The sequence below is a fragment of the Sphingomonas sp. BL-S-28 genome, assembly GCF_055521515.1.
Genome location: NZ_CM145484.1, coordinates 499,692 through 523,715 on the forward strand (window position 1 = coordinate 499,692; position 24,024 = coordinate 523,715).

23 protein-coding genes are annotated in these 24,024 nt (G+C 64.9%); 11 read left to right on the forward strand and 12 right to left on the reverse strand.

The annotated features are described in order from the left end of the window. The first annotated feature begins 124 nt into the window (after positions 1–124). The 5 genes from ACZ1JC_RS11150 (at position 125) to ACZ1JC_RS11170 (ending at position 4,689) form a co-directional block, all read left to right on the forward strand. Entirely contained in the window at positions 125–2,677 is a 2,553-nt protein-coding gene (locus ACZ1JC_RS11150; protein WP_465136800.1) for a helicase-related protein, read from the forward strand. Between the two features lie 34 nt (positions 2,678–2,711). Then, entirely contained in the window at positions 2,712–3,008 is a 297-nt protein-coding gene (locus ACZ1JC_RS11155) for an RNA-binding S4 domain-containing protein (protein WP_465136799.1), read from the forward strand. Between the two features lie 15 nt (positions 3,009–3,023). Beyond that, positions 3,024–3,362: a ferredoxin FdxA gene (gene fdxA, locus ACZ1JC_RS11160; RefSeq protein ID WP_395329738.1), complete on the forward strand. Its 339-nt coding sequence runs from the start codon at positions 3,024–3,026 to the stop codon at positions 3,360–3,362. A gap of 336 nt (positions 3,363–3,698) precedes the next feature. Further along, positions 3,699–4,232 carry a CarD family transcriptional regulator gene (locus ACZ1JC_RS11165; RefSeq protein ID WP_465136798.1) on the forward strand — a complete coding sequence of 178 codons (534 nt, stop codon included), beginning with the start codon at positions 3,699–3,701 and terminating at the stop codon, positions 4,230–4,232. A gap of 130 nt (positions 4,233–4,362) precedes the next feature. Further along, positions 4,363–4,689: a hypothetical protein gene (locus ACZ1JC_RS11170; RefSeq protein ID WP_465136797.1), complete on the forward strand. Its 327-nt coding sequence runs from the start codon at positions 4,363–4,365 to the stop codon at positions 4,687–4,689. Positions 4,690–4,705: 16 nt separating this feature from the next. Here ACZ1JC_RS11170 and ACZ1JC_RS11175 read toward each other — a convergent pair whose 3' ends face one another. Continuing rightward, positions 4,706–5,653, reverse strand: coding sequence for an L-threonylcarbamoyladenylate synthase (locus ACZ1JC_RS11175; RefSeq protein WP_465136796.1), 948 nt, complete (start codon positions 5,651–5,653; stop codon positions 4,706–4,708). Positions 5,654–5,702: 49 nt separating this feature from the next. Between ACZ1JC_RS11175 and ACZ1JC_RS11180 the strand changes: the two genes are divergently transcribed. Both ACZ1JC_RS11180 and ACZ1JC_RS11185 read left to right on the forward strand, forming a co-directional pair. Next, a complete protein-coding gene (locus tag ACZ1JC_RS11180; protein ID WP_465136795.1) occupies positions 5,703–7,433 on the forward strand; it encodes an acyl-CoA dehydrogenase in 1,731 nt (576 codons plus the stop codon). Continuing rightward, positions 7,430–8,257 carry a DUF815 domain-containing protein gene (locus ACZ1JC_RS11185; RefSeq protein WP_465136794.1) on the forward strand — a complete coding sequence of 276 codons (828 nt, stop codon included), beginning with the start codon at positions 7,430–7,432 and terminating at the stop codon, positions 8,255–8,257. Before ACZ1JC_RS11180 ends, ACZ1JC_RS11185 begins: the two co-directional genes overlap by 4 nt. A 60-nt stretch (positions 8,258–8,317) precedes the next feature. Here ACZ1JC_RS11185 and ACZ1JC_RS11190 read toward each other — a convergent pair whose 3' ends face one another. Beyond that, the gene (locus ACZ1JC_RS11190; protein ID WP_465136793.1) at positions 8,318–9,799 is read right to left on the reverse strand and encodes a PQQ-dependent sugar dehydrogenase; all 1,482 of its coding nucleotides are present in this window, start codon (positions 9,797–9,799) and stop codon (positions 8,318–8,320) included. A 62-nt stretch (positions 9,800–9,861) separates the two neighbouring features. Here ACZ1JC_RS11190 and ACZ1JC_RS11195 point away from each other — a divergent pair, with 62 nt between their 5' ends. Continuing rightward, complete coding sequence (locus tag ACZ1JC_RS11195; RefSeq protein WP_465136792.1) at positions 9,862–10,344, forward strand: GAF domain-containing protein; 483 nt, start codon at positions 9,862–9,864, stop codon at positions 10,342–10,344. 118 nt (positions 10,345–10,462) lie between these two features. Here the strand turns inward: ACZ1JC_RS11195 and ACZ1JC_RS11200 are convergent, their stop codons facing one another. The 6 genes from ACZ1JC_RS11200 to ACZ1JC_RS11225 form a co-directional block, all read right to left on the reverse strand. Then, positions 10,463–11,434, reverse strand: coding sequence for a ParB/RepB/Spo0J family partition protein (locus tag ACZ1JC_RS11200; RefSeq protein ID WP_465136791.1), 972 nt, complete (start codon positions 11,432–11,434; stop codon positions 10,463–10,465). After that, complete coding sequence (locus ACZ1JC_RS11205; RefSeq protein WP_465136790.1) at positions 11,431–12,207, reverse strand: ParA family protein; 777 nt, start codon at positions 12,205–12,207, stop codon at positions 11,431–11,433. Before ACZ1JC_RS11205 ends, ACZ1JC_RS11200 begins: the two co-directional genes overlap by 4 nt. Then, a complete protein-coding gene (rsmG, locus tag ACZ1JC_RS11210) occupies positions 12,204–12,845 on the reverse strand; it encodes a 16S rRNA (guanine(527)-N(7))-methyltransferase RsmG (RefSeq protein ID WP_465136789.1) in 642 nt (213 codons plus the stop codon). The genes ACZ1JC_RS11205 and rsmG overlap by 4 nt, the downstream gene beginning before the upstream one ends. After that, positions 12,842–14,689 (reverse strand): tRNA uridine-5-carboxymethylaminomethyl(34) synthesis enzyme MnmG, encoded by a 1,848-nt coding sequence (gene mnmG, locus ACZ1JC_RS11215; RefSeq protein ID WP_465136788.1) that lies wholly within the window; start codon positions 14,687–14,689, stop codon positions 12,842–12,844. Before mnmG ends, rsmG begins: the two co-directional genes overlap by 4 nt. A gap of 72 nt (positions 14,690–14,761) precedes the next feature. Then, positions 14,762–16,054 carry a tRNA uridine-5-carboxymethylaminomethyl(34) synthesis GTPase MnmE gene (gene mnmE, locus ACZ1JC_RS11220; RefSeq protein WP_465136787.1) on the reverse strand — a complete coding sequence of 431 codons (1,293 nt, stop codon included), beginning with the start codon at positions 16,052–16,054 and terminating at the stop codon, positions 14,762–14,764. Between the two features lie 38 nt (positions 16,055–16,092). Further along, a complete protein-coding gene (locus ACZ1JC_RS11225) occupies positions 16,093–16,368 on the reverse strand; it encodes a DUF6489 family protein (protein ID WP_465136786.1) in 276 nt (91 codons plus the stop codon). A gap of 104 nt (positions 16,369–16,472) precedes the next feature. Here ACZ1JC_RS11225 and ACZ1JC_RS11230 point away from each other — a divergent pair, with 104 nt between their 5' ends. The 3 genes from ACZ1JC_RS11230 to ACZ1JC_RS11240 are packed head-to-tail and all read left to right on the forward strand — an operon-like array spanning position 16,473 to position 19,746. Further along, positions 16,473–17,171 carry a dienelactone hydrolase family protein gene (locus tag ACZ1JC_RS11230; protein ID WP_465136785.1) on the forward strand — a complete coding sequence of 233 codons (699 nt, stop codon included), beginning with the start codon at positions 16,473–16,475 and terminating at the stop codon, positions 17,169–17,171. Positions 17,172–17,177: 6 nt separating this feature from the next. After that, complete coding sequence (locus tag ACZ1JC_RS11235; RefSeq protein WP_465136784.1) at positions 17,178–18,764, forward strand: FMN-binding glutamate synthase family protein; 1,587 nt, start codon at positions 17,178–17,180, stop codon at positions 18,762–18,764. A gap of 13 nt (positions 18,765–18,777) precedes the next feature. After that, positions 18,778–19,746, forward strand: a complete 969-nt coding sequence (locus ACZ1JC_RS11240) for a quinone oxidoreductase family protein (RefSeq protein ID WP_465136783.1) — start codon at positions 18,778–18,780, stop codon at positions 19,744–19,746. 241 nt (positions 19,747–19,987) lie between these two features. Here the strand turns inward: ACZ1JC_RS11240 and ACZ1JC_RS11245 are convergent, their stop codons facing one another. From ACZ1JC_RS11245 to hemE, 4 genes are all read right to left on the reverse strand, one after another. Beyond that, positions 19,988–20,665, reverse strand: coding sequence for a TerC family protein (locus ACZ1JC_RS11245; RefSeq protein WP_465138621.1), 678 nt, complete (start codon positions 20,663–20,665; stop codon positions 19,988–19,990). Between the two features lie 51 nt (positions 20,666–20,716). Continuing rightward, on the reverse strand, positions 20,717–21,973 hold the full coding sequence (gene rho / locus ACZ1JC_RS11250) for a transcription termination factor Rho (protein ID WP_395329707.1): 1,257 nt from the start codon (positions 21,971–21,973) through the stop codon (positions 20,717–20,719). A gap of 217 nt (positions 21,974–22,190) precedes the next feature. After that, positions 22,191–22,634 (reverse strand): CopD family protein, encoded by a 444-nt coding sequence (locus tag ACZ1JC_RS11255; RefSeq protein WP_465136782.1) that lies wholly within the window; start codon positions 22,632–22,634, stop codon positions 22,191–22,193. 124 nt (positions 22,635–22,758) lie between these two features. After that, positions 22,759–23,784, reverse strand: a complete 1,026-nt coding sequence (hemE, locus tag ACZ1JC_RS11260) for a uroporphyrinogen decarboxylase (RefSeq protein WP_465136781.1) — start codon at positions 23,782–23,784, stop codon at positions 22,759–22,761. Positions 23,785–24,024 lie beyond the last annotated feature (240 nt).

The window sequence follows — 24,024 nt, forward strand, 5'->3', positions numbered from 1 at the left end:
GGCCCTTGGGCACATGTCCTGCCCGCTTAAGGTTAATTGCTACCTAACGCTGTGGATTTCTGACCCGTTTTTCGGCGAGCCGAGTCTTGCGGGCGTTCGGGTGGGGTGCCAAATCTAGGGGGTAATGTTTCACAAGCCGCATGCCTCGTCGCGAAACGACGCTCCCAGCGGGGTCAAGGCGGTGCTCGGCCCGACGAACACCGGCAAGACCCACCTCGCCATAGAGCGGCTCTGCGCGCATTCCAGCGGCGCCATCGGCTTCCCCCTGCGCCTGCTGGCACGCGAGGTCTATGACCGCGTCTGCAAGATCAAGGGCGAGAACAATGTCGCCCTGATCACCGGCGAGGAACGGATCGAGCCGAAGAACGCGCGCTATCTACTGTGCACGGCAGAGGCGATGCCGGTCACCGACCGCAGCCTGGCCTTTGTCGCCATCGACGAGGCACAACTAGCCGCCGATCGCGAACGCGGCCACGTCTTTACCGACCGCCTGCTGCACGCCCGTGGGCGCGAGGAGACGATGATCCTCGGCTCCTCGACCATAGAGCCGCTGGTCAAGGCGCTGGTTCCCGGCGTCGAGGTGATCTCGCGCCCGCGCTTTTCCACGCTCTCGCACGTCGGTGCCAAAAAGCTCAGCCGGATTCCCCCGCGCAGCGCGATCGTCGCCTTCTCTACCGAGCAGGTCTACGCCATCGCCGAAATGCTGCGCCGTTTTCGCGGTGGTGCCGCCGTGGTTATGGGCGCGCTCAGCCCGCAGACGCGCAACGCCCAGGTCGCGCTCTACCAATCGGGCGAGGTCGACTATCTGGTCGCCACCGATGCCATCGGCATGGGCCTCAACCTCGATGTCCAGCATGTCGCCTTCGCCGGGCTGTCCAAGTATGACGGCCGCCGCCATCGCCGCCTGACCACTGCGGAAATGGCGCAGATCGCCGGACGCGCGGGTCGCCACCAAACCGATGGCACCTTCGGCACGCTGACCGGATCGGGCGGCCACGATTCCGAATTCGAATCCGAAGAAATCTACGCGATCGAGGAACATCGCTTCCCGCCGTTGACCAAGCTGTTCTGGCGCGAACCCGAACCGCGCTTCGACAGTCTGGCCACGCTGATCGCCGATCTGGAAGCGCCGCCCGAACGCCCCGAACTCGCCCCCGCGCCGGAAGCCATAGATCTGGCGGTGCTGAAGCGGCTGGCCGAAGATCCCGACGTTGGCGGCAACGTGCGCGGCCATGCGCAAGTCGCCCGGTTCTGGGAGGTCTGCCGCCTGCCCGATTTCCGCCAGCAAGGTTCGGAAACGCACGCGCGCTTCGTCGCCCGGTTGTGGCAGGACCTGCGACACGGCGAACTGGGTGCGGACTACATGGCGCAACAGATCGCCCAGTTGGACCGCACCGGCGGCGATATCGACACCCTGCAGGGGCGGATTGCCGCAATCCGTTCCTGGGCCTATATCGCCCAGCGCCCCGACTGGGTGCTTGCCCGCGATGAGATGGCGGCGCGTGCCCGGGCGGTTGAGGCGCGCCTTTCCGACGCGCTTCATGGCAAGCTTACCGAACGTTTCATCAACCGCAGGACTGCCGTGCTCATGAAGAAACTCGGCCCCGACGCCGGACTGCTTTCGGTCCGCCTCGAAGACGAGGAAGTGCTGGTGGAAGGCGAGCACATCGGCTCGCTGCGCGGTTTCGGCTTTCAGGTCGATCCCGGCGCGCGGCTGACCGACCGCAAGCTGCTGCTGGCCGCGGCCGAGCGCCACTTGCCCGCCCTGCTGCAAAAGCGCGCCGATGCACTGGCCGCCGCGATTCACGAAGGCACCGCCGCGATCACGCTGGAAGCCGGCGATCTGCGGTGGGAGGGTGAGAAGATCGCCACGCTTTCCGCCGGCCGATCGCTGCTGGCGCCGGTGCTGGCACCTGATCGCGTGCTCGATGCCATCCCTGCCCCTTCACGCAAGGCGCTGGTCGCCGCGCTGGAGGCCTGGCTGATCGCCGCGCTGGAACCGCTCGCGCCACTGGGCAAGCTGGATGAGGCGAGCCGATCGGAAGAGGCCGGGCCGGACTTGCGCGCGCTGCTGATCACGCTGGTCGAATGCGGCGGCATTTCCGCGCGCGAGGATTCCCGCGTGGATCGGCTCGACAAGAACCGCCGCACCATGCTGGCCAAGCTGGGCGTCCGCGTGGGTGCGCTCGATCTCTTCGTGCCCTCCATGCTGCGCCCCGGGCCGATCGCGCTGTGGCGCCAGCTCGCACGGATTGCCGGCAAACCACAGGGCGGCGAGCCCGATGCCGCGATGCCGCCGGCGATGGACGCCGCCAAACGCCACCGCGCGCCCGGCTATCGCAATCTCGGCAAGCAGCTGATCCGGCTGGACATGGCCGAAAAGCTGCTGCGCGAGGCGCATGAAGCGCGCGGCTCCGGCCCCGCTTCGCGCGATTTCGCGCTCGATCCGGCCCGCGCCGTCTCGATGGGACTCACCACCTCCAGCTATGCCCGGCTGCTGCGTCTGGCCGGATTCCAGCCGGTAATGCCGCGCCCGCTAGCCGAGGAAGCGCACGGGCCGCCGGCCCCGGTGCGCTGGCGCTGGCGTCCGCCACGGCGGCAGGCCGAGGAAACCCGCCCCCAGCCCGTCCGCAAGGACAGCGCCTTCGCGGCGCTGGGCGAACTGATCTCACGCTGATGGGCGCGGCGGGCACAGGAACGGAGGCGGCGGTTTGAGGATCGACAAGCTGCTCTGGTTCCTGCGCCTCACCAAGACCCGGCCGCTTGCCCAGACCATGGCCGAATCCGGGCATGTGCGAATCAACGGCAAGCGAGTCGAACGCGCACACCAGAAGGTCGTCTGCGGCGATGTCCTGACTTTGCCGACAGCGCAGGGTGCAAGGGTGATAGAAATCCTATCCCTTCCGGACCGTCGCGGCCCTGCCCCGGAGGCGCAGGCCTGCTATAGAGTGCTTGACGCAGGCCCCGCTGATCCCATAGCAGCGGCCAACCGCAACGAAGCCGTCTAAGAGGAATACGCCGCCATGACCTATGTCGTCACCGATAACTGCATCCGGTGCAAGTACATGGATTGCGTCGAAGTCTGTCCGGTGGACTGCTTCTACGAAGGCGAGAACATGCTGGTGATCAATCCCAGCGAGTGCATCGACTGCGGCGTCTGCGAACCGGAATGCCCGGCCGAAGCCATCCTGCCCGATACCGAAAGCGGTCTTGAGCAGTGGCTGGAACTCAACGCCAAGTACTCTGCCGAGTGGCCGAACCTGACCACCAAGAAGGACGCGCCGGCCGACGCCGACGAAATGCGCGGCGAAGAAGGCAAGTTCGAAAAATATTTCTCGCCCGAACCCGGCGAAGGCGACTGAGCCTTTCCAAAGGCGCCTGAGGGGGCAAGCGGTTTCCCCCTAGGCAGAGGGACTTGCTGAGCAAATGGGTGCCGCGGCGCGAACGTTGCGCGCGGTACCTGTTAATTATACGCACGCCTCTGGTAATTTTATCACATCGGTGCTATATAATCCCGCGACTGCCCGGGCTCCCCGCCCGTTTTGGCAGGCATTTTCATTGCGAGGCAGGGTTCGAAAGCAGACGGTTGGGAGAGTTATCTGACCGGGCGGCGGAGGCGTTTGTCTCCATTGTCGCACCTCCCGGGTTTCTCCCATGCCGTAGGTAAGGCAACGAACCTGCAGGTGAAAGGACGATAAATGGCAACCAAGGCCGATGCCTTCGATGTTGGAGATTACGTCGTTTATCCCAAGCACGGCGTGGGCCGTGTGATCGAGCTCCAGAAGCAGGAAATTGCCGGGATGCAGCTCGAACTCTACGTGCTCCGTTTTGAGAAGGAACGCATGACTCTGCGCGTTCCGATGAACAAAGTGGAAGCCATCGGGATGCGCAAGCTGTCTTCGGACAAGACTCTGCGCGAAGCACTCGACACGCTCAAGGGTAAACCCAAGGTCAAGCGCACCATGTGGTCGCGTCGCGCCCAGGAATACGAAGCGAAGATCAACTCGGGCGACCTCGTATCGATCGCCGAAGTGACGCGCGACCTGTTCCGTGCCGATGACCAGCCCGAACAGAGCTATTCCGAACGCCAGATCTTCGAGGCCGCTTCGTCGCGCCTCGCCCGTGAGCTGGCGGCGATGGAAAAGACCGACGAGCAGGGCGCACTCAAGAAGATCCTTACGATCCTCAACGAATACGCCCCGAAGTATTACGAGAGCGCCGAAGCCGTTTGATCGGCAGCGCAATCGTGCAAGGCAAAGGGCCGCTCTCGCAAGGGAGCGGCCCTTTCCTTTTGCCTATCCCCAGCTTGCCTGCGCCCATTCATTGTTTCGACAGATCCGGCGTGACAGTTTCGCGCCCGATATGATCCGGCACGCCCACCTCATCGCCCTGCCCCTAGGCCTTCTTGCCCTGAGCGGCTGCATCAGCACCGTGGGCAAAGTGGTGACCGCGCCGGTGCGCATCGCCAGTTCGGCCGTGGACATGGCCACCACCAGCCAGTCCGAAGCCGACGAAAAGCGCGGCCGCCAGATGCGGGAACGGGATGAAAAGCTGGGCAAGCTGCAGCGCCAGTACCAGCGCCACCTGAAGGACTGCGATCGCGGCGACCGCGATGCCTGCACCAAGGCGCGCGACGACTACGCCGACATTCAGGACCTCAACCCCGGCGCGGCCCCCCCGCCGCGCTGAGTCGTGGCTCTACCCTTTAAGCTGCCGCCCTGCGCAGGCGGTCATTGATCGCCGCGCCAATCCCGCCTTCGGGAACAGGTGCCACAGCGATGCGAGGAAACGCCGCCTCAGCCCCCTGGTGGAGCAAGGCATAGAGCCGCGATGCGGCTTCCACGAGGTCGCCAGACGACGATAGCGAGGCATTCCCGGCGATCTCACCGAATCCGATATGAAACTCGTCTGCCTCGGCCTCGACGGCCCCCAGACGCACCGGCTTGCCGGGGGCGTAATGGCTGGCAAGCTGGCCAGGTGCTTCGATCGCCTGTGACGTCACGGCGTCCGGATCGGTGCCGAGAATCTCGCGAATCCAAGCGTCCGGGATCGGCCCTGGACGCAGAACTTGCCAGCGGCCATCCTGCCGCAGCGCCACGATCGTCGATTCCAGCCCGGCCTCGCAGGCGCCGCCATCGACGATGGCATCGATCCCCTCACCCAACGATGCCGCGACATGGTCCGCCGTGGTCGGGCTGACGCCGCCGCTGCGATTGGCGGAAGGTGCTGCCAGTGGAAGACCTGCCTGCGCGATCACCTCACGCATCACCGGATGGGCCGGGCAGCGCAGCGCCACCGTGGGCAGGCCGGCGGTGACGGCGGGGGCGATGTCCGCGCCGTCTTCCAGCGGAAGCACCATGGTCAAGGCACCCGGCCAGAACGCATCGGCCAGCGCCAGTGCGCGCTCGTCGAAACGGGCAATGCGGCGGGCGGAATCGAGATCGGCGACATGGACGATCAGCGGGTTGAAACTCGGCCGTCCTTTGGCGCGGTAGATCGCCGCGACGGATTCATCGCGATCCGCGCGGGCGGCAAGACCGTAGACCGTTTCGGTGGGAACGGCGACGAGACCGTTCTCGCGCAGCAGCTCCGCCGCGCGGGCAAGGCCGGCGGAATCGGCGGCAAGGCGTTCGGGTCGACTGGTGCGCTCCATGCCCTGCCGCTATAGCGCACCGCGAGGAAAGCCAAGGAAAACCGCGAAAATGACCTTCAATCCCCCCAGCACCGATCAGGTTCTGGCCCTGCGCGTAAACGCCGGGCTCGACGCGCTTGCCGAAACCGAGCGTTTCGCCGCTGCCAGCCCCGATGTGGTTGAGGCCGTGGTCGAGGGTGCGGGACAGTTCGCGGCAGGCGAATGGGCGCCGCTGAACCGCAAGGGGGATAGCGAAGGCGCGCGCATCGTCGATGGCAAAGTGGTGCTGCCCGATGGCTTCGCGCAGGCCTATGCGGACTTCGTCGAAGCCGGATGGAATTCGATTTCCGCACCCGAAGACTTCGGCGGACAAGGCCTGCCGCAGTCGCTCGCCGTGGCCGTGCTCGAATGCATGGGCACCGCCAACATGGCGTTCTCGCTGCTGCCGATGCTGACCGTGGGCGCGATCGAGGCGCTGATCCATCACGGCAGTGCGGCGCAGCAGGCGACTTACCTCACCAAGATCGTCAGCGGCGAATGGTCCGGCACGATGAATCTTACCGAGCCGCAAGCCGGATCCGACGTCGGCGCGCTGCGCAGCACGGCCCTGCCGATCACCGAGGGTCCGCACGCCGGCAAATACCGCATCGCCGGGCAGAAGATCTTCATCACCTGGGGTGAGCACGATCTGGCCGAGAATATCGTCCACCTCGTGTTGGCGCGTACGCCCGGTGCCCCTGCAGGCTCGCGCGGAATTTCGCTGTTCCTCGTTCCGAAGTTCCACGTGGAACCAGACGGCTCGCTCGGCGCGCGTAACGATCTCAAGGTCGTCAGCCTCGAACACAAGCTGGGCATCCACGCCTCGCCCACGTGCGTGATGAGCTATGGCGACAACGGCGAATGCATAGGCGAACTGGTCGGCGCGGAGAACGAAGGCCTGCGCTGCATGTTCACGATGATGAACAACGCCCGCATCAACGTCGGCGCGCAAGGCGTGCAGATCGCCGAGCGAGCGATGCAGCAGGCCATGGCCTATGCCAACGACCGCCTGCAGTCCGCCCGCGCCGGATCGTCCGACAAGAACCCTGTCGCCATCGTCGAGCATCCCGACGTGCGCCGCACCCTGCTGCGTATGCGCGCGCTGACCGAGGGCGGCCGCGCGCTGCTCTATTACGCCACCGGACAGCTCGACCGCGGCGGCATGGGTGATGGCGCCGCCCAGCGCGCCGAACTGCTGGTGCCGCTGGTGAAGGCCTGGTGCACCGACATGGGCGTGGAAGTGGCCAGCCTGGGCATTCAGGTCCACGGCGGCATGGGCTTCATCGAGGAGACCGGCGCCGCGCAGCATTACCGCGACGCGCGCATCGCCCCGATCTACGAAGGCACCAACGGCATTCAGGCCGCCGACCTCGTGACTCGCAAGCTGAGCATGGAACAGGGCGACGTGCTCTTCGCGCTGATCGACGAGATCGCCAGCGAAGGCTCCGCCCCGCTGCGTGACCTCGCGATGGGCTGCAAGGCGATGGGCGAACGCTTCCTGGCCGGATCTCTGAACGACCGCCTTGCCGCCAGCGTGCCCTTCCTGGAAGCCTGCGCGGTGGCCGTCGCCGGATGGCAGCTGGAACGGCAAGTGGCCGCCCTGCCCTCGCTCGACCTCTCCGGCACCTTCGCCAAGCGCAAGGCCGTGGTCGCGCGCTATTTCGCCGACCATATCGTGCCCGAAGCCATGGGCGCACTCGCACAGGCCGGCAAGGGTGCCGCCCTGCTCTACGACCTCACCAGCGAGGAACTGACCGCGTGACCGAAAAGATCGAAGTCCTTACCCGTATCGCCGCCGCTCTCGAACGACTGGCCCCTCCCCCGGCCGCTCAGGTCGACTGGCTGGCGCATCCGGCCTACGTCTGGACCGGAACCGAAGCCCGCTCGGTAGCCACGCTGGAGGCCCCGAAGCTGGACATGCTGCGCGGCATCGACACGCAGAAGGAACGCGTGGTCACCAATGTCGAGCGCCTCGCCGCCGGCCATGCCGCGCATGACATGCTGCTCTGGGGTTCGCGCGGCATGGGCAAGTCCGCGGTGATCCGCGCCTCGATCCGCGCGGCGCAGGACCTTCATCCGGGCCGCATCGCCCTCGTCCAGGTGGCACAGGAAGCGCTCCACGGCGTCACCGCGCTGTTCACGCTGCTGGGCAAGGTGGACCGCCAGTTCCTCGTCTACATCGACGATCTCGGCTTCGAGGAAGGCGACGGCACCGGCCCGCGCCTGCTGCGCTCATGGCTGGAAGGCGGCGTGGAAGCGCGTCCGGCCAATGTGCGCCTTGCGGTGACCTCCAACCGCCGCGCCATCGTCGGCCGCGCCATGAGCGAGCAGGACGATCCCATCAATCCGCGCGACGTGATCGACGATCGCCTCGCGCTGGCGGATCGCTTCGGCCTCTCGATCGGCTATCACAACTGCGATCAGCCTTCGTACCTCGCGATCATCCACGGCTATGCCGAACAATACGGGCTGGCGTTCGAGGAGAGCGATGCCCTCGAATGGTCACGCCGCCGCGGTGCCCGCTCGGGCCGCGTGGCCTGGCAATATGTCACCGAACTGGCGGGACGCGCCGGCAAAGTCCTCTAACGAAAAAGGCAGGGGGTTATCGCCCCCTGCCCTTCGGTAAGTCTCAAATTCGGCTGCCGATCAGGGCAGCAGTTTGTCCGGCTCCTGCTTGAAGCCGGCGACGGTCTCCGCGCTGGGAACGGTCGGATCCTTCAGTTCCGTCTGCGGCTTCATGTGCTCCGCCACCACCGGCTTGATGTCCGCAGAGGGCTTCGCGCCGGGCGCATGGACGCGCCAGATCATGCCGGAAGTATCGTCGCTGACCAGCAGGCTGCCGGTCTTGTCGAAGGCCAGCCAGGTCGGGCGACCACGGGTGTGCGATGCATCCTTCAGGAAGGCCGTCAGCACCGGCACCGGCTTCACGTTCTGCGGATTGCCGTGTTCGTCGAAGGGCACGAACACCACGTCGTAGCCCACCGCCGGGCGACGGTTCCACGAACCGTGACGGGCAACGAAAGCACCGTTGGCGAACTTGTCACCCATAGTGATGCCGCCATGCGCGAAGACCATGCCCAGCACGGCCGCATGGGCGCCCATCGCGTATTCGGGCTTGCGGGTATATTCCAGCATGTACGTTTCCATGGGCCACTGGACGCGGTCATCGAACGTCGTCTTCCAGTAGATCCACGGCCAGCCATACTGCGCGCCGACGGGAACGTTGGTCAGATAGTCGGGCACCAGATCGGGGCCGAGCATGTCACGCTCCTGCACCGTGGCCCAGAGCTCGCCAGTGGAGGGATTCCAACCCATGCCGTTGGGATTGCGCATGCCCGCCGCAAACTGGCGGCGGCGCCCGGTGGCAACGTCGATTTCCCAGATCGCCGCGCGGCCCGCTTCGGCTTCCATGCCATTGTCGGCGATATTGGAGGACGAACCGACCGCGACATAGAGGTGCTGGCCATCGTCGCTCAGCAGCAGGTTGCGCATCCAGTGATTGCCGCCCGCAGGCAGGTCCATCATCTTGCGCAGCGGCTTGCCGACCAGCTTGGTCTCACCGGGCTGGAACGCGAATTCCAGCACCGCATCGTGGTTGGCGATGTAGAGCTTGCCGTCGCGATAGGCCATGCCGGAGGGCGAGTGCATGTCCTCGGTCCGGAAGTCAGAGCGAGTCTCTGCCTTGCCGTCGCCGTCTGCATCGCGCAGCAGCACGATCTTGTTCGGCGAAGGCACATCGGCGCCGACGCGGCTGAACATCCAGCCCATCACGATTCCGGTAATGCCGCTGGGCTTGTTGCCCGGCGGTGCATTGGTTTCGGCCACCAGCACGTCGCCATTGGGCAGCGTCAGCATGGTGCGCGGATGGTCCAGACCTTCGGCGAAGCGATTGACGGCAAAGCCCTGCGCCGCCGTGGGCGCCTCGCCCTGCGCCCAGCCTACCGTCTTCACCAGCTTCACGCTGGGAATGGTCTGCGGGTCAGCCTCGACCAGCTTGGGGTCCTTGCCCGTCGTCGCATCGAGCGGCAGGTCGGACGTGTTGGAATACTGCGCCCAGGCAATCACCCCGACAATGGCGAGGATGATCAGCAGCAGGACGACGGCGACTTTGATGAGTATCGAGCGCATGGCGCATTGGATAAGCCCGAGGCGGCTAGGCGGCAACAACGACTTGGAGTAACGGCTTTCGCATGTACGACTTCGCACCCAAGGGCGACACGCCCAAGCCCGAACTTTATGGTGAGCTTGTCGAGGCCGCGCAGGCGCTGATCGCCGGCGAGCCCGATCCGGTCGCCAACATGTCCAACCTGGCGGCGCTGCTGTGGCAGTATCTGCCCGACCTCAACTGGTCCGGATTCTATCGCAATGTCGAAGACGAACTGGTGCTGGGCCCGTTCATCGGCAAGCCGGCCTGTATCCGCATTCCCTTTGGCCAGGGCGTTTGCGGCACTGCAGCGCAGAGCGGCGAGTCTCAGGTCGTGCCTGACGTCCATGCCTTCCCCGGCCACATTGCCTGCGACGCGGCGAGCCGTTCGGAACTGGTGGTGCCAGTGCTGCGCGACGGCAAGGTGATCGCGGTGATCGACCTCGACAGCCCCCTGCCCGGCCGTTTCGACAATGAAGACGCAGCGGGAATCGAGCGCCTCGCGGCAGCCATTGCCGCGTCGATCTGACGCCCTGGGGATCTTACCTGGATCAATGAAAAAGGCGCAGAGGGTAATCGCCCCCTGCGCCTTTCTTATTCTTGGTTACGGCTTTTCCCGAACCGCCAGCCGCGCAGTTGGACTTCCCTTAGATCGAGCCGCCGGTGAGACGCTGGCAGACCAGATCGAGCTGATCCAGCGTGGCGTAGCGGATCGTCACCGTGCCGGACTTCGGATCCGTGTCGGCGCTGATCTTCACCGGCATCCCCAGAAACTCCTCAAGGTGATTCTGCACGGCGGCAATATCAGCGTCTTCCGTTGCGCTGCGCGCCGTGCGGGCCCGACGCGGCGCGACATCGCCGCGCAGCTTCTTGCGCACCAGCTTTTCGACATCGCGAACCGACATCTGCTTGCCGATCGCGGCTTCGGCGATTTCTTCGGCATCGTCGCAGCCGATCAGCGCGCGGGCATGGCCCATCGACAGGCTGCCGTTCTCCACTTTGGCGATGACGCCGTCCGGAAGCGCGAGCAGGCGCTGGAAGTTCGCGATATGGCTGCGGCTCTTGTCGACCATGCGGGCGATCTCGGCCTGAGTCATGCCCTCGAACTCGGCAAGGCGGTTGTACGCCCGCGCCTCTTCGATGGGATTGAGATCCTCACGCTGAAGGTTCTCGATCAGCGCCAATGCCATCACCTCACGCTCGGTAAGGTCGCGTACCAGTGCCGGGATCTCGTGAAGCTGCGCCTTCTGCGCCGCGCGCCAGCGACGTTCGCCGGCCACCAGTTGATAGCCGCCGCTGCTCATCGGGCGAACGATGATGGGCTGAATCACCCCGCGATGCGCGATCGAGGCGGCCAGTTCCTCCAACGCCTCCTCGTCGAAGATACGACGCGGCTGATCCGGGTGCGGCGTGATGTCGGAAATGGCCAGCACGGCCAGACCACCACCACCGCGCAGCGGAGTGACGTTGCCCTCTCCCCCGGCCGGCAGCGGCTCCTCACGCCGGGTCTCACCGAGCAGTGCGCCCAGACCACGGCCGAGGCCCTTCGGCTTCTGCTTGGGGGCTAGGGGCTTGTCGGCTTGGGGTACGCTGATGCGGACAATCGATTCGTCGCTCATGCCGCTTTCCTCTTCTCGGGCAGTCGGGTGATTAGTTCGCGCGCCAGCGCCATGTAGGCACGGCTGCCCGCACAGGCGTGATCGTAGATCAGCGCCGGCACGCCGTGGCTGGGCGCTTCGGAAAGGCGCACGTTGCGCGGAATGGTCGTTTCGAAGACGAGCTGGCCCAGGCACGATCGCACGTCTTCGGAAACCTGGTCGGTGAGCCGGTTGCGGCGATCGAACATGGTGAGTGCAATGCCGATGATGCCCAGATCGGGATTGAAGCGCTGCTGTACGCGCTCCACCGTCTGCAACAGCTGGCTCAGCCCTTCCAGCGCGAAGAACTCGCATTGCAGCGGCACCAGCAAGGTATCGGCGGCGGTCAGCGCATTGAGCGTCAGCAGGCCCAGCGAGGGCGGGCAATCGATCAGGCAGACGTCGTAGCCGAAATCGCCGCGCAGCGCGCTGCGCAGGCGATGGGCGCGATCGTCGACGCTGACCAGCTCCACTTCGGCACCCGAAAGGTCCACGGTGGCGGGCAGCAGATCGAGGCCGGGAATGCGGGTGGGCATCACGCAATCGACCACCGGCACGCGATCGACCAGCACATCGTAGGAGGAACTGTCGCGCTCGGTGGCGGCAATGCCGATCCCGGTCGAGGCATTGCCCTGCGGGTCCAGGTCGATCAGCAGCGTTTTCCAGCCGGTGGCGGCAAGCGCGGTCGCGATGTTGATCGCGGTCGTGGTCTTTCCGACACCGCCCTTCTGGTTGGCAATCGCGATACGGATCACTTGGTCTTACCCTTCCCGCCGGCCAGCGTGCCGACAATGATGCCCGCTTGCGGATCCGTCAGGGACTGTTCCACGTGGAACACATGCCGCCACTTGCGAAGGTCATCCAATTCTTGCTGTGCAGACCGCCCTTTGGGCAACAGCCAGACCGTGTCGCTTGTGGAAAAACGCGAGGATAAAGTGAGCAGTTTTTCCAGCGGCGCAAAAGCGCGCGCAGAAATCACGCGCGCCTCACGTGTTTCTACCAGTTCCAGACGCTGGCCAAGCACCCTCGCCTTGTCGAGGCCCATCGCCATGCGCGCACGGTCGAGCCACTCGATTCGCCGCGCGCGCGATTCGACCATCAGCACTTCGCACTCAGGCCGAAGCGCCGCGATCACCAGACCGGGAAAGCCGGCGCCCGTGCCAAGGTCGATCCAAGGTGAGGATGTTCCACGTGGAACATGCGGAAGGAGCTGGGCGCTGTCGACGATGTGGCGCAGCCAGACCTGATCGAGGCTCGCCGCCGAAACCAGATTCTGCCGGGTATTCTCCTCCGCCAGCATGCGGACGAGAATCTCCAGCCGCTCTTCCGCAGCCTGGTCGTATTCGGGCAGAGCGCGCAGCCAGTCGCGCGCTTCGTCTTCAGTGGAAATCACGCTGCTTCCTTGCGGGCATGGACTAGCAGCGCCGCCAGCGCCGCCGGGGTGATGCCGGGAATGCGACCCGCCGCCGCCAGAGTCTCCGGCCGGGCCTTGGTCAGTCGCTCGACCATCTCGCGCGAGAGGCCGGGCGTTTCGGCATAAGGGAAATCTTCGGGCAAGGGCATGGCCTCGCTCGCGCGCAGTTCGCGCAGTTCACGCTCCTGCCGATCGAGGTACGGCGCATAGGCCGCGTCCTCCGCTAGTTCTTCGGCCAGATCGGCGTCGGCCAGATGCGCGCTGGCGATCCAGGGCGAGAGACCGGTAAGGTCGACACCACCAAATCGCAGCCATTCGCGGATCGGCAATCGACCGGCATCGGGACGAACCGGCAGTCCGGCCTGCGCCATCTCGACCGAGGCCACCGGCGTGTCGAACGCCGCTTCCAGTTCCGCGCGCGCTTCCAGACGCCGCGCGAACCACTCGCGCCGCGCAGCGCCAACCGCCCCTGCTTGGATTGCGAGCGGGGTGAGTCGGGTGGAGGCATTGTTGGCGCGCAGGCGCAGACGATACTCGGCGCGGGCGGTGAGCATGCGATAGGGCTCGCTCACGCCATGCAGCGTGAGGTCGTCGATCATCACCGCCATGTAGCTGGTGGCGCGATCGAGTGCCGCCGGCTCGCGACCCAAGACCGTCGCCGCCGCATGCATCCCGGCAACGAGGCCTTGGGCCGCCGCCTCCTCGTAACCGGTGGTGCCGTTGATCTGGCCCGCGCAATAGAGTCCGGCGATCTCGCGAAGTTCCAGACTCGTCCGCAAGGCGCGCGGATCGATGTGATCGTATTCGACCGCATAGCCGGGCACGACCATCTCGACTCGCTCCAGCCCTTCCATCGTCCGCAGCATTGCCAGCTGGACGTCGGCCGGCAGTGAGGTGCTCACGCCGTTAGGATAGACGAGCGGATTGTCGAGGCCTTCCGGCTCCAGGAAGATCTGATGTCCGTCCCGGTCGGCAAAGCGGTGAATCTTGTCTTCGATCGACGGGCAATAGCGCGGACCCTGCGCCCCGATCGCGCCGGTGAACAGCGGAGAGCGATGGAGATTCTCGCGAATCACGTCATGCGTGCGCGGGTTGGTACGGGTGATCGCACAGAAGACCTGCGGCACTTCACGGCGCTGGCCCATGGCCGACATCGTCCAGGGTTCGCCGTCGGTCGGTTGCTCGCCGAGGCGGGCCCAATCGATGGTGCGACCATCCAGACGCGGCGGCGTCCCTGTTTTGAGTCGTGCCATCGGCAGCGTTGCATCGCGCAATTGCGCAGCAAGCTTTTGCGCAGAGCTTTCGCCGATGCGACCACCGACCATGCGCTCCTCACCGCGGAACAGGGTGCCGCCAAGGAAGGTGCCGGTGCAGAGCACGACCGCCCGCGCATCGAGGCGGGCGCCGTCGGCCAGGTCGAGTCCGACCACCCTGCCCTGCTCGATGACCAGCGCCGAAGCCTCGCCAGCGACGAGAGTCAGATCGCCCTGCTCTTTCAGCAACCGATGGATCGCCGCCTTGAACAGCTTGCGGTCCGCCTGAACCCGCGGCCCCTGAACGGCGCTGCCCTTCGACCGGTTGAGCATCCGGTAATGGATAGCCGCCGCATCGGCAGCGCGGGCGATGAGTCCGTCACAGGCATCGACCTCGCGCACGAGGTGCCCTTTGCCCAAACCGCCGATGGCGGGATTGCAGCTCATGGCGCCCACGGCGTCGAGGTCGAAGCTGACAAGCGCGACGCGCGCGCCCATGCGCGCGGCAACGGAAGCCGCCTCGCAGCCGGCATGGCCGCCGCCGATCACGATCACGTCGAAGGAATGCATTCGCCGCGCTTACTCGAAACTGTGAATCGCGTCAAAGGTGTGTTCCACGTGGAACACCCTTTATGGCATCAGTTACTTGCCGATGCAGAAGCGTCCGAACAGAGCGTCCAACATATCCTCTGTCGTGGCGCGCCCGATCAGGGCATCGAACGCCACGCGTGCCAGTCGCAGCGCTTCGGCAACCAGCAAGGGATCACGCTCATGCCCCGCCGACGCGATGGCATGTTCGGCCTGAGCAACGAGGGCATGCTGGCGCGCATTGAGTGCGGCCTCCCCGGGCTTCGGCATGGCATCGCGAGCGGTCTCGATCAGGCTGGCGCGAAGCTGGTTCAACCCTTCTCCGGTTACCGCCGACACGCGATGGCGGGGATCGCGCTTCTGTTCCACGTGGAACACATCCGCCTGCGCCGCGATCTCCCAGGCCCCGTCAGGCCCTTCCCCTTCCGGCCCCAGCCAGAGGACAAGGTCAGCTCGATCCAGCGCATCGCGCGCACGGGCAATGCCGATCGCCTCGATCACATCGCCGGTTTCGTCGCGCAGCCCGGCGGTGTCGCCGAACAGGAACGGCACGCCGCCGATCGACACCGCCCGCGTCAGCACGTCACGCGTCGTCCCGGCAAGCGGCGAGGTGATCGCCGCTTCATCTTCGACCAAGGCATTGAACAGCGTGCTCTTCCCGGCATTGGGCGGACCGGCCAGTACCACGCGATAGCCCTCGCGCAGCGCTTCGGCGCGGGGACGCGAAAGCCATTCGGCAAGCTCATCGCGCAGCGCGGCCAGCCGAGCATGAAAGTCTGCCGGCAAGTCGGCCACGTCATCTTCATCGCCGAAGTCGAGCACGGCCTCGACCGAAGCGGACGCCGTCAGCACCCGTTCGCGCCACTGTTCGACCTGACGCGAGAAGGCCCCGCCCGCCATGGCAAGAGCAGAGCGACGCTGCAATTCGGTCTCGGCCGAAAGCAGGTCCGCCAGCCCCTCGGCCTCGGCCAAATCGATCCGGCCATTGGCAAAGGCGCGACGGGTGAATTCGCCGGGAGTTGCGCGGCGCAACTTCGGCAGACGGGCCAATTCCGCCTCAACCGCGGCCACAACCGCCCGTCCGCCATGTAGATGGAATTCGGCCAGATCCTCGCCCGTCGCCGTCGCCGGGCCGGGGAACCAGAGAACCAGCGCCTGATCGAGCACCGCGCCCGCGCCATCGCGCAACAAGCGGTAGCGCGCCTGACGCGGCGCGGGCAGCGATGCGGTGAGAGCGATGAGCGCGGCGCCGGCATCGGGCCCGCTCACGCGAACGATGGCAATGGCGGCAGGCGGTGCCCCGCTGGACAGGGCGAAGATCGTATCGGAACGCATCGGGTCAGACATGGCCCTCGCCTAGCCTGACCGGGTCGGCACGTGAAGGCTCAGTTGTCCTTGCCGGGCTTGCCCTGCGGATTGAGCACGCCGCTCAGCGCCATGGCGGCACCGCTTTCCATCAGCTGCTGGAACAGCTTGAGTCCGAATTCACCCATCGGCGCGACCTGCTTGCTCATTTCCTGAAGCTGATCGAAGCTGCCGACACCCTTCATCGCTTTGCTGAGGGCATCCACGTAGACCTCGTTGGCCTTGGTGACATCGGGCAGGCCAAGGAAGCGCCGGGCCTCTTCGGGCGAGCATTCGACCTCGACATTGACCTTCATTGCGGCCTCCCTCTTGGAATTTCTGCATCATAGCTGGCACAGGGCGTTGGCAAAGTCCATCACCCGTGCCTAACTCGCCCAAACGGCCTGCAGGAGAGTCCCCCATGACCACCAACACCGAAATCCCCACCCTCGATCACGACGGCACGATCCCCGCTTATGTGGCGCGGCCGGAAGGCACGCCGCGCGGCGCGATCATCGTCCAGCAGGAAATCTTCGGCGTCGATACCGGCATCCGCAACAAGGCCGATTCCTGGGCCGCGCGCGGTTATCTTGCCGTCGCGCCCGATACGTTCTGGCGCCAGAAGCCCGGCATCGAACTGAGCCCTTACGTGGATGCGGAATTCCAGGCCGCCGTCGGCCACATGATGGCGCACGATTTCGATCTGGGCATGCGCGATCTGGAAGCGGTGATTCACTGGATCCGCCGCGAAGAAGGCGTTGCCAAGGTTGGCCTCGTCGGCTTCTGCATGGGCGGACGCATCGCCTACATGGTGGCCGCCCGCACCGACATCGATGCATCGGTCGGCTACTACGGCGTGATGATCGACCAGATGCTGAATGAAAAGCACGCGATCGCCCGCCCGCTGATGCTGCATATTCCCACCGCCGACCACTTCGTCGATGCCGCCGCGCAGAAGGCGATTCACGACGGGCTGGACGATCACCCGCGCGTCACCCTCTGGGACTACGAAGGGCTGGACCACGGTTTCGCCGCCGAGATCGGCGCCCGCCGTGACGAGGCCGGCGCGGAACTCGCCGACGGACGAACCGAGGCGTTCTTCGCGGAGCATATCGGCTAAGCTGCGATGACCATAGCCCCGCGCTACGCCGTCCCGCTGGTGGTCGTGACTCTCACGGCCGCCTGCTGGTTCCTTCCGTTGTGGCGCTGGGCCTTGTGGCTCATGGTGCCGGTCCTGCTGCTGACCCTCTGGGACTTCGTGCAGGGCCGCCACGCGTTGAGACGCAACTACCCTCTGATTGCCCGCGTCCGCTGGCTGTTCGAAGACCTGCGCCCTTACTTGCGCGCCTATATCGTCGAGGGCGATCGCGAAGGCCGTCCCTTCACCGTGGAAGAGCGCAGCCTGGTCTATGCCCGTGCCAAGGGCGAGATCGATTCCCACCCGATGGGTACCGAACTGGACGTCTATTCGGACGAGTACGAATGGCTGGGCCATTCGATCGCGCCGAACGAGAAGGCGCCGAAAGATTGGCGCGTAAAGATCGGCGGCAGCGAATGCAGCAAGCCCTACGAAAGCGCCCTGCTCAACATTTCCGCCATGAGCTTCGGCTCGCTCTCGGCCAATGCCATCGAAGCGCTGAACAAGGGCGCGGCGATGGGCGGCTTCGCGCATGACACCGGCGAAGGATCGATCAGCCCCTATCACCGCACTTATGGCGGCGATCTGATCTGGGAACTCGGCAGTGGCTATTTCGGCTGCCGCCATCCGGATGGCAGCTTCGATCCCGAACTCTTCGCCGAACAGGCGCGGAGCGATCAGGTGAAGATGGTGGAGATCAAGCTGAGCCAGGGCGCCAAACCCGGCCACGGCGGTGTCCTGCCCGGCCCCAAAGTGACGAAAGAGATTGCCGAAACGCGCAAGGTGGAAGTGGGCAAGGACTGCCTCTCCCCCGCCGCGCATTCGGCCTTCTCCACGCCGATCGAGCTGCTCGAATGGATCGTGCAATTGCGCGAACTGTCCGGCGGCAAGCCGGCCGGCATGAAACTCTGCGTCGGCCAGCCGCATGAGATCATGGCCATCGTGAAGGCCATGATCGAAACCGGAATCACCCCGGACTTCATCGTCGTGGATGGTGCCGAGGGAGGCACTGGCGCGGCACCGCAGGAATTGACCGACAATGTCGGCATGCCACTGCGCGAAGGGCTGATGCTGGTGCGCAATGCCCTTGTCGGCGCGAACCTGAAGGACCGCATTCGTCTTGGTGCATCGGGTAAGATTCACTCCGGAGCCGGCATGGCCCGTGCTTTCGCGCTCGGGGCCGACTGGTGCAATGCCGCGCGTGCCTTCATGTTCTCCCTCGGCTGCGTGCAATCGATGAAATGCCACACCGGCGAATGCCCGACCGGCGTCGCCACCCAGTCGTTCTGGCGCCAGCGCGGACTGGTGGTGGAAGACAAGGCCGAACGCGTCGCCCGCTTCCAGAAGGAAACGCTGAAGGCCCTGCGCGAGATCGTCGTCTCGATGGGCTATGACAGCCCCTGGGAGCTTACCCAGCATGACATGTACCAGCGGATAGACAGTGCCAAGGCCGGCCCGCTGGACGAAGTCTATCGCTTCCTCAAACCCGGCGAGCTGCTCGCCGATCCCGACTCCACGCCCTATGCGCGTGCGTGGAAAGTTGCGCGGGCGGACACCTTCCGCCGCGTGTTCTGAAGGACCGAATGCCATGACCACCGGATACCGGATGATCGCCCGTCGCCACGGCGGCCCCGAAGTGATCGAGCGGGAGGACTTCACCGTCCCCTCCCCCGGCCCGGGCGAACTGGTGATCGAGACCGAGGCTGTCGGCCTCAACTTCATCGACACGTACTATCGCAAGGGCCTCTATCCCGATCCCCTGCCCATCAGCCTCGGCTCCGAAAGCGTCGGCCGCATCGTCGCGCTGGGCGAAGGCGTTTCAGGATTCGGCATCGGCGACCGCGTGGGCACCACCAGTGCCGGCGGCGCTTATGCCACGCACCGGCTGCTCAAGGCGGACAAGGCCATGCGCATCCCGGATGGCATCGCACCGGAAATTGCCGCCGCCGTCATGCTCAAGGGCCTGACCGCCTGCTATCTGGCCGAGGACACCTTCCCGGCTGCGGCCGGCCATGTCGCGCTGGTCCATTCGGCGGCAGGGGGAGTCGGCTCTCTGCTGGTGCCCTGGCTGCTCGACAAGGGCGTCACGGTGATCGCCCATTCCGGCTCTGCGGAGAAGGCCGCGCAGGTTCCGGGCGAACATTCGCTGTTCTGCGATTTCAAGGATTTGCCAGAACAGCTTCGCCAGATCACGGGTGGCGCAATGTGCCACGTCGCCTACGACGGCGTCGGCGCGGATTCGTGGAACGCCTCGATCGCCTCTCTGCGACGGCGCGGGCTGATGGTGACCTATGGCAATTCCTCCGGTCCGGTTCCTGCCCTGCCCCCGCTCGACCTCATGCGGGCCGGCTCGCTCTATCTCACGCGCCCGACTCTGGCGGATTATGTCGTTACGCCGGAAGAACTCGCAGTAAGCGCCAAGAAGCTGTTCGACCGGATCGCCAGCGGAGTCCTCTCTCCGAAGATCGGACAGACTTTCCGGCTTGAGGATGCAGCTGAGGCCCATCGCGCCCTCGAATCTCGCGCCACTACGGGCTCGACGGTTCTGGTTCCCTAAAGAGCGGCAGGGCCTCCAAGGCACTAATTTGCCTGCGATTGCCCACACTTCCATCGTCATCCCCGCGAAGGCGGGGATCCCGCTACTTTCGCACCGCATCTCAAGCAAAGCGGGGTCCCTGCCTTCGCGGGGACGACGGGATTGATGCCGGCGAGATTAAGCAGCCCAAAAGGCGTTGATCATAGCAACCAAAGAAAAAGGGCCCGGAAGCGTGCTGCTTCCGGGCCCTTTTCTGTTTCGCTCACATCAGGGTGATGATGCCCAGCTGCGGATCGACCCAGCCTTCGTAGATCATCTTCACCGCCACGTAGAGGATCACCGCAAGGCCGATCCAGGCGATCCAGCGATAACGCTCGATATACCGGGCGATAAAATTCGCTGCGACACCCATCAGGGCCACCGCGAAGATCAGACCAACGATCAGAATCCCCGGATGATCACGCGCGGCGCCGGCCACGCCGAGGACATTGTCGATCGACATCGAAATGTCTGCGACGGCCACCGAAAGCGCCGCACCGGCAAAGCTCTTGGCGGGCTTCACGCCGGAATGCTCGTCCCCCTCGATCTCGGGCGAGCCCGGCGAGTGATCGCCGCCCCGAATCTCGCGGTACATCTTCCATGCCACCCAGAGCAGCAGCAGGCCGCCCGCGAAGACGAGGCCAACGATGCCCAGCAGCCAGGTCACCACCAGCGCGAAGGCGATGCGCAGAACCAGCGCCGCGATCACGCCGATGGCGATCACCTTCTTGCGCTGATCGGCGGGAAGCCCCGCCGCCAGCGCGCCGACGACAATGGCGTTATCGCCCGCCAGCACCACGTCGATCATCAGGACCTGGAGGAACGCCGACATGGCTGCCGGCGATCCCAGGTTCGAGAAGTCGTTGACGATGTGCTGCCAGATCTCCGCCGGCCCACCCATGGACGCGGTGGCGACAAGCGTATCGAGAATGCTCAAGCCCCCGAGCCCCTCTTACTGATTCATCGTCGCGAAGAAGTCCTCGTTGGTCTTCGAGTCCTTCATCTTGTCGAGCAGGAACTCCATCGCGTCGACCGTGCCCATCTGCATGAGGATACGGCGCAGGACCCACATCTTGGTGAGCTGATCCTTCGGAACCAGCAGCTCTTCCTTGCGGGTGCCGGACTTGCCGACATCCAGCGCCGGGAAGATGCGCTTGTCCGCGACCTTGCGGTCAAGGACGATTTCCGAGTTACCGGTGCCCTTGAACTCTTCGAAGATCACTTCGTCCATGCGGCTGCCGGTATCGATCAGGGCCGTGGCGATGATGGAGAGCGAACCGCCCTCCTCGATGTTGCGCGCGGCGCCGAAGAAGCGCTTGGGGCGCTGCAGGGCGTTGGCATCCACACCGCCGGTCAGCACCTTGCCCGAGCTGGGCACAACGGTGTTGTAGGCGCGGCCAAGGCGAGTGATCGAGTCCAGCAGGATGACGACGTCGCGCTTGTGCTCGACCAGGCGCTTGGCCTTCTCGATCACCATTTCAGCGACCTGGACGTGGCGCTGGGCCGGCTCGTCGAAGGTGGAGGAAATGACCTCGCCCTTCACCGAACGCTGCATGTCGGTGACTTCTTCCGGACGCTCGTCGACGAGCAGCACGAGGAGGAAGACTTCCGGATGGTTGTCGGTGATGGCCTTGGCCATGTTCTGCAGCAGCACGGTCTTACCGGTGCGCGGCGGCGCCACGATCAGGGCGCGCTGGCCCTTGCCCTGCGGCGAAATGAGATCGATCACGCGGGCCGACTTGTCCTTGACCGTGGGGTCCAGGCTGTCGAGCTTCAGGCGCTGATCGGGATAGAGCGGCGTCAGGTTGTCGAAGTTGACGCGGTGGCGAACCACGTCCGGATCGTCGAAGTTGACGCTGATAAGCTTGGTGATGGCGAAGTAACGCTCACCGTCCTTAGGCGCGCGAATCTCGCCTTCCACGGTGTCACCCGTGCGCAGGCCCCATTTGCGGACCTGATTGGGCGAGACGTAGATGTCGTCCGGACCGGCAAGGTAGTTCGCCTCGGGGCTGCGCAGGAAGCCGAAGCCGTCCGGCAGCACTTCGATGGTGCCCTGTCCGATGATTTCCTCACCGTCCTCGGCCACTTCCTTGAGAATGGCGAACATCAGGTCCTGGCGGCGGAGCGTCGAGGCGCCTTCTACGCCGAGTTCCTCCGCCATTTCGACCAAATCGGCCGACGATTTCTTTTTGAGTTCTTTGAGATGCATTTTTTCTGGTTTCCGAATGGAAATTTCTTGGGAGTCGGCCGGCGGATCGGATGGGCTTGGGGAAAGCGGATCCGGGCAGGAGAATGGGCTCGCCGCCCTGTGCCGGGACAAGGCTCAGATAGGGATTCCGCGGCCTTCGGTCAACGCGCGATCCACAAGCCGGACTCAGCCTGCGCCCAAACGATGACTCCAACGATCTCCAAACGGTCGGGGCCGATCAGAACGGCTTGACGACCACCAGGATGACGATGACCACGGCGGCAAGCCCCGGAATCTCGTTCAGCAGGCGCAGCTGCTTGCCGGTCAGCGTGCGTTCGCCCTTGGCCAGCTTCTTCGCATAGCCGACCAGCCAGCCGTGATAACCGGAAAGACCCAGCACGAACAACAGCTTGGCATGCAGCCAGCCCTGGCTCCAGGCGTCGATCGAGAAGGCCGTGGCGATCCCGAAGATCCACACCATGATCAGTGAGGGCGTGAGGATGATCTTGCGCAGCTTCGCTTCGCGATCGATCCAGCGCGCGGCTTCCGCCGAACCCGGCTCCGCTTCCTGATGATAGACGAAATAGCGCGGGAGCATGAACAGCCCGGCCATCCAGAAGATCACGAAAATGACGTGTCCGGCCTTGAGCCAGAGATAGAGCATCGAAAGCGTTTCCTGCATCGGCGCACGCAGACTCGTTGGAGCGGCAAGGCGCCCCTCCTGCACGCTGAGCCCGCGCGGTTCAAGGTGATTCCTCGGTTGAGACAGGCGGTTGTTGTCCTCCCCGTGCCGGGGAGGACAGGAATCACCGCGACCAGCCCCGCACGATGCGCAGCAGCGCCTCGACATGTTCGATCGGCGTGAACTGGCCGATTCCGTGCCCCAGATTGAACACATGCGGCCGGTCGGCAAAGGCATCGAGCACGCGCCGCGCCCCGGATTCGAGTTCCGCACCGCCCGAAAGCAGCAGCAGCGGATCGAGATTCCCCTGCACCGGCATGCCCTGTGGCAATTCGCGCGCGGCCCATAGGGGGTCTATCGTCTCATCGATTCCGACCGCGTCCACCCCGGTCTCGCGGGCGTAAGCGGGTAATTTTTCGCCTGATCCCTTGGGGAAGCCGATGATCGGAGTCTCCGGATGGCGCGCCTTCACTGCCGAAACGATGGCGGCATTGGGCGCGATCACCCATTGTTCGAACTGTGCGGGCGAAAGCGAGCCTGCCCATGAATCGAACAACTGCACGGCCTCAGCCCCGGCCTGAATCTGGCCACTGAGATATTCGACAGTCACCCCCCCGATAGCCTGAATGATCTCCGCAAACGCCTCAGGGTCGCGATAGGCCATGGCCCGGGTCTCATGCTGGTCCCGGCTACCCTCGCCCGCACACATGTACGTAGCGACCGTCCAGGGGCTTCCTGCGAAGCCAAGCATGGTCTTGTCGACATCGAGTGCCCCGCGAACCTTGCGCACCGTCTCGTAGATCGGAGTCAGGCGTTCCGGCACGGCGGTGAGTCCGCTGAGCGCGCTGTCGACCAAACGCGGAGTCAGTTTCGGGCCTTCGCCGACGAGGAACTGTAGGTCCTGCCCCATCGCGTAAGGCACGATGAGAATGTCGGAAAACAGGATCGCGCCGTCGAATCCGAAACGCCGGATCGGCTGAATCGTAATCTCGGCCGCGGCGTCGGTATCGTAGACCAGCGCAAGGAATCCGCCCTTTTCGGCACGCAGCGCGCGATATTCGGGAAGGTACCGTCCCGCTTGGCGCATGAGCCAGATCGGGCGCTTGCTCGTGTTCGTTTTGCGCAGGGTGTCGAGAAGAAGGCCAGGCATCGAGATTCAGGTCCAGTCCAAAAAAATAAGATTCTTAAAAGGATGATAGAGTCTGTTGGCCCTGTGGATATCGGGGACGATTGAACCCTGCCCGATTTATCCCGGGCTGAACAGGTTCAAGAGTCAGCTGCGACTCTCCGAAGAGTCTGAGTCAAAGACTCTTTATCCCGGTTACCCACAGGGTGTGGGCGGGATTTGAATCTTGTTTAAGACTCATCCGATTGAATCGGTTCAACGGGG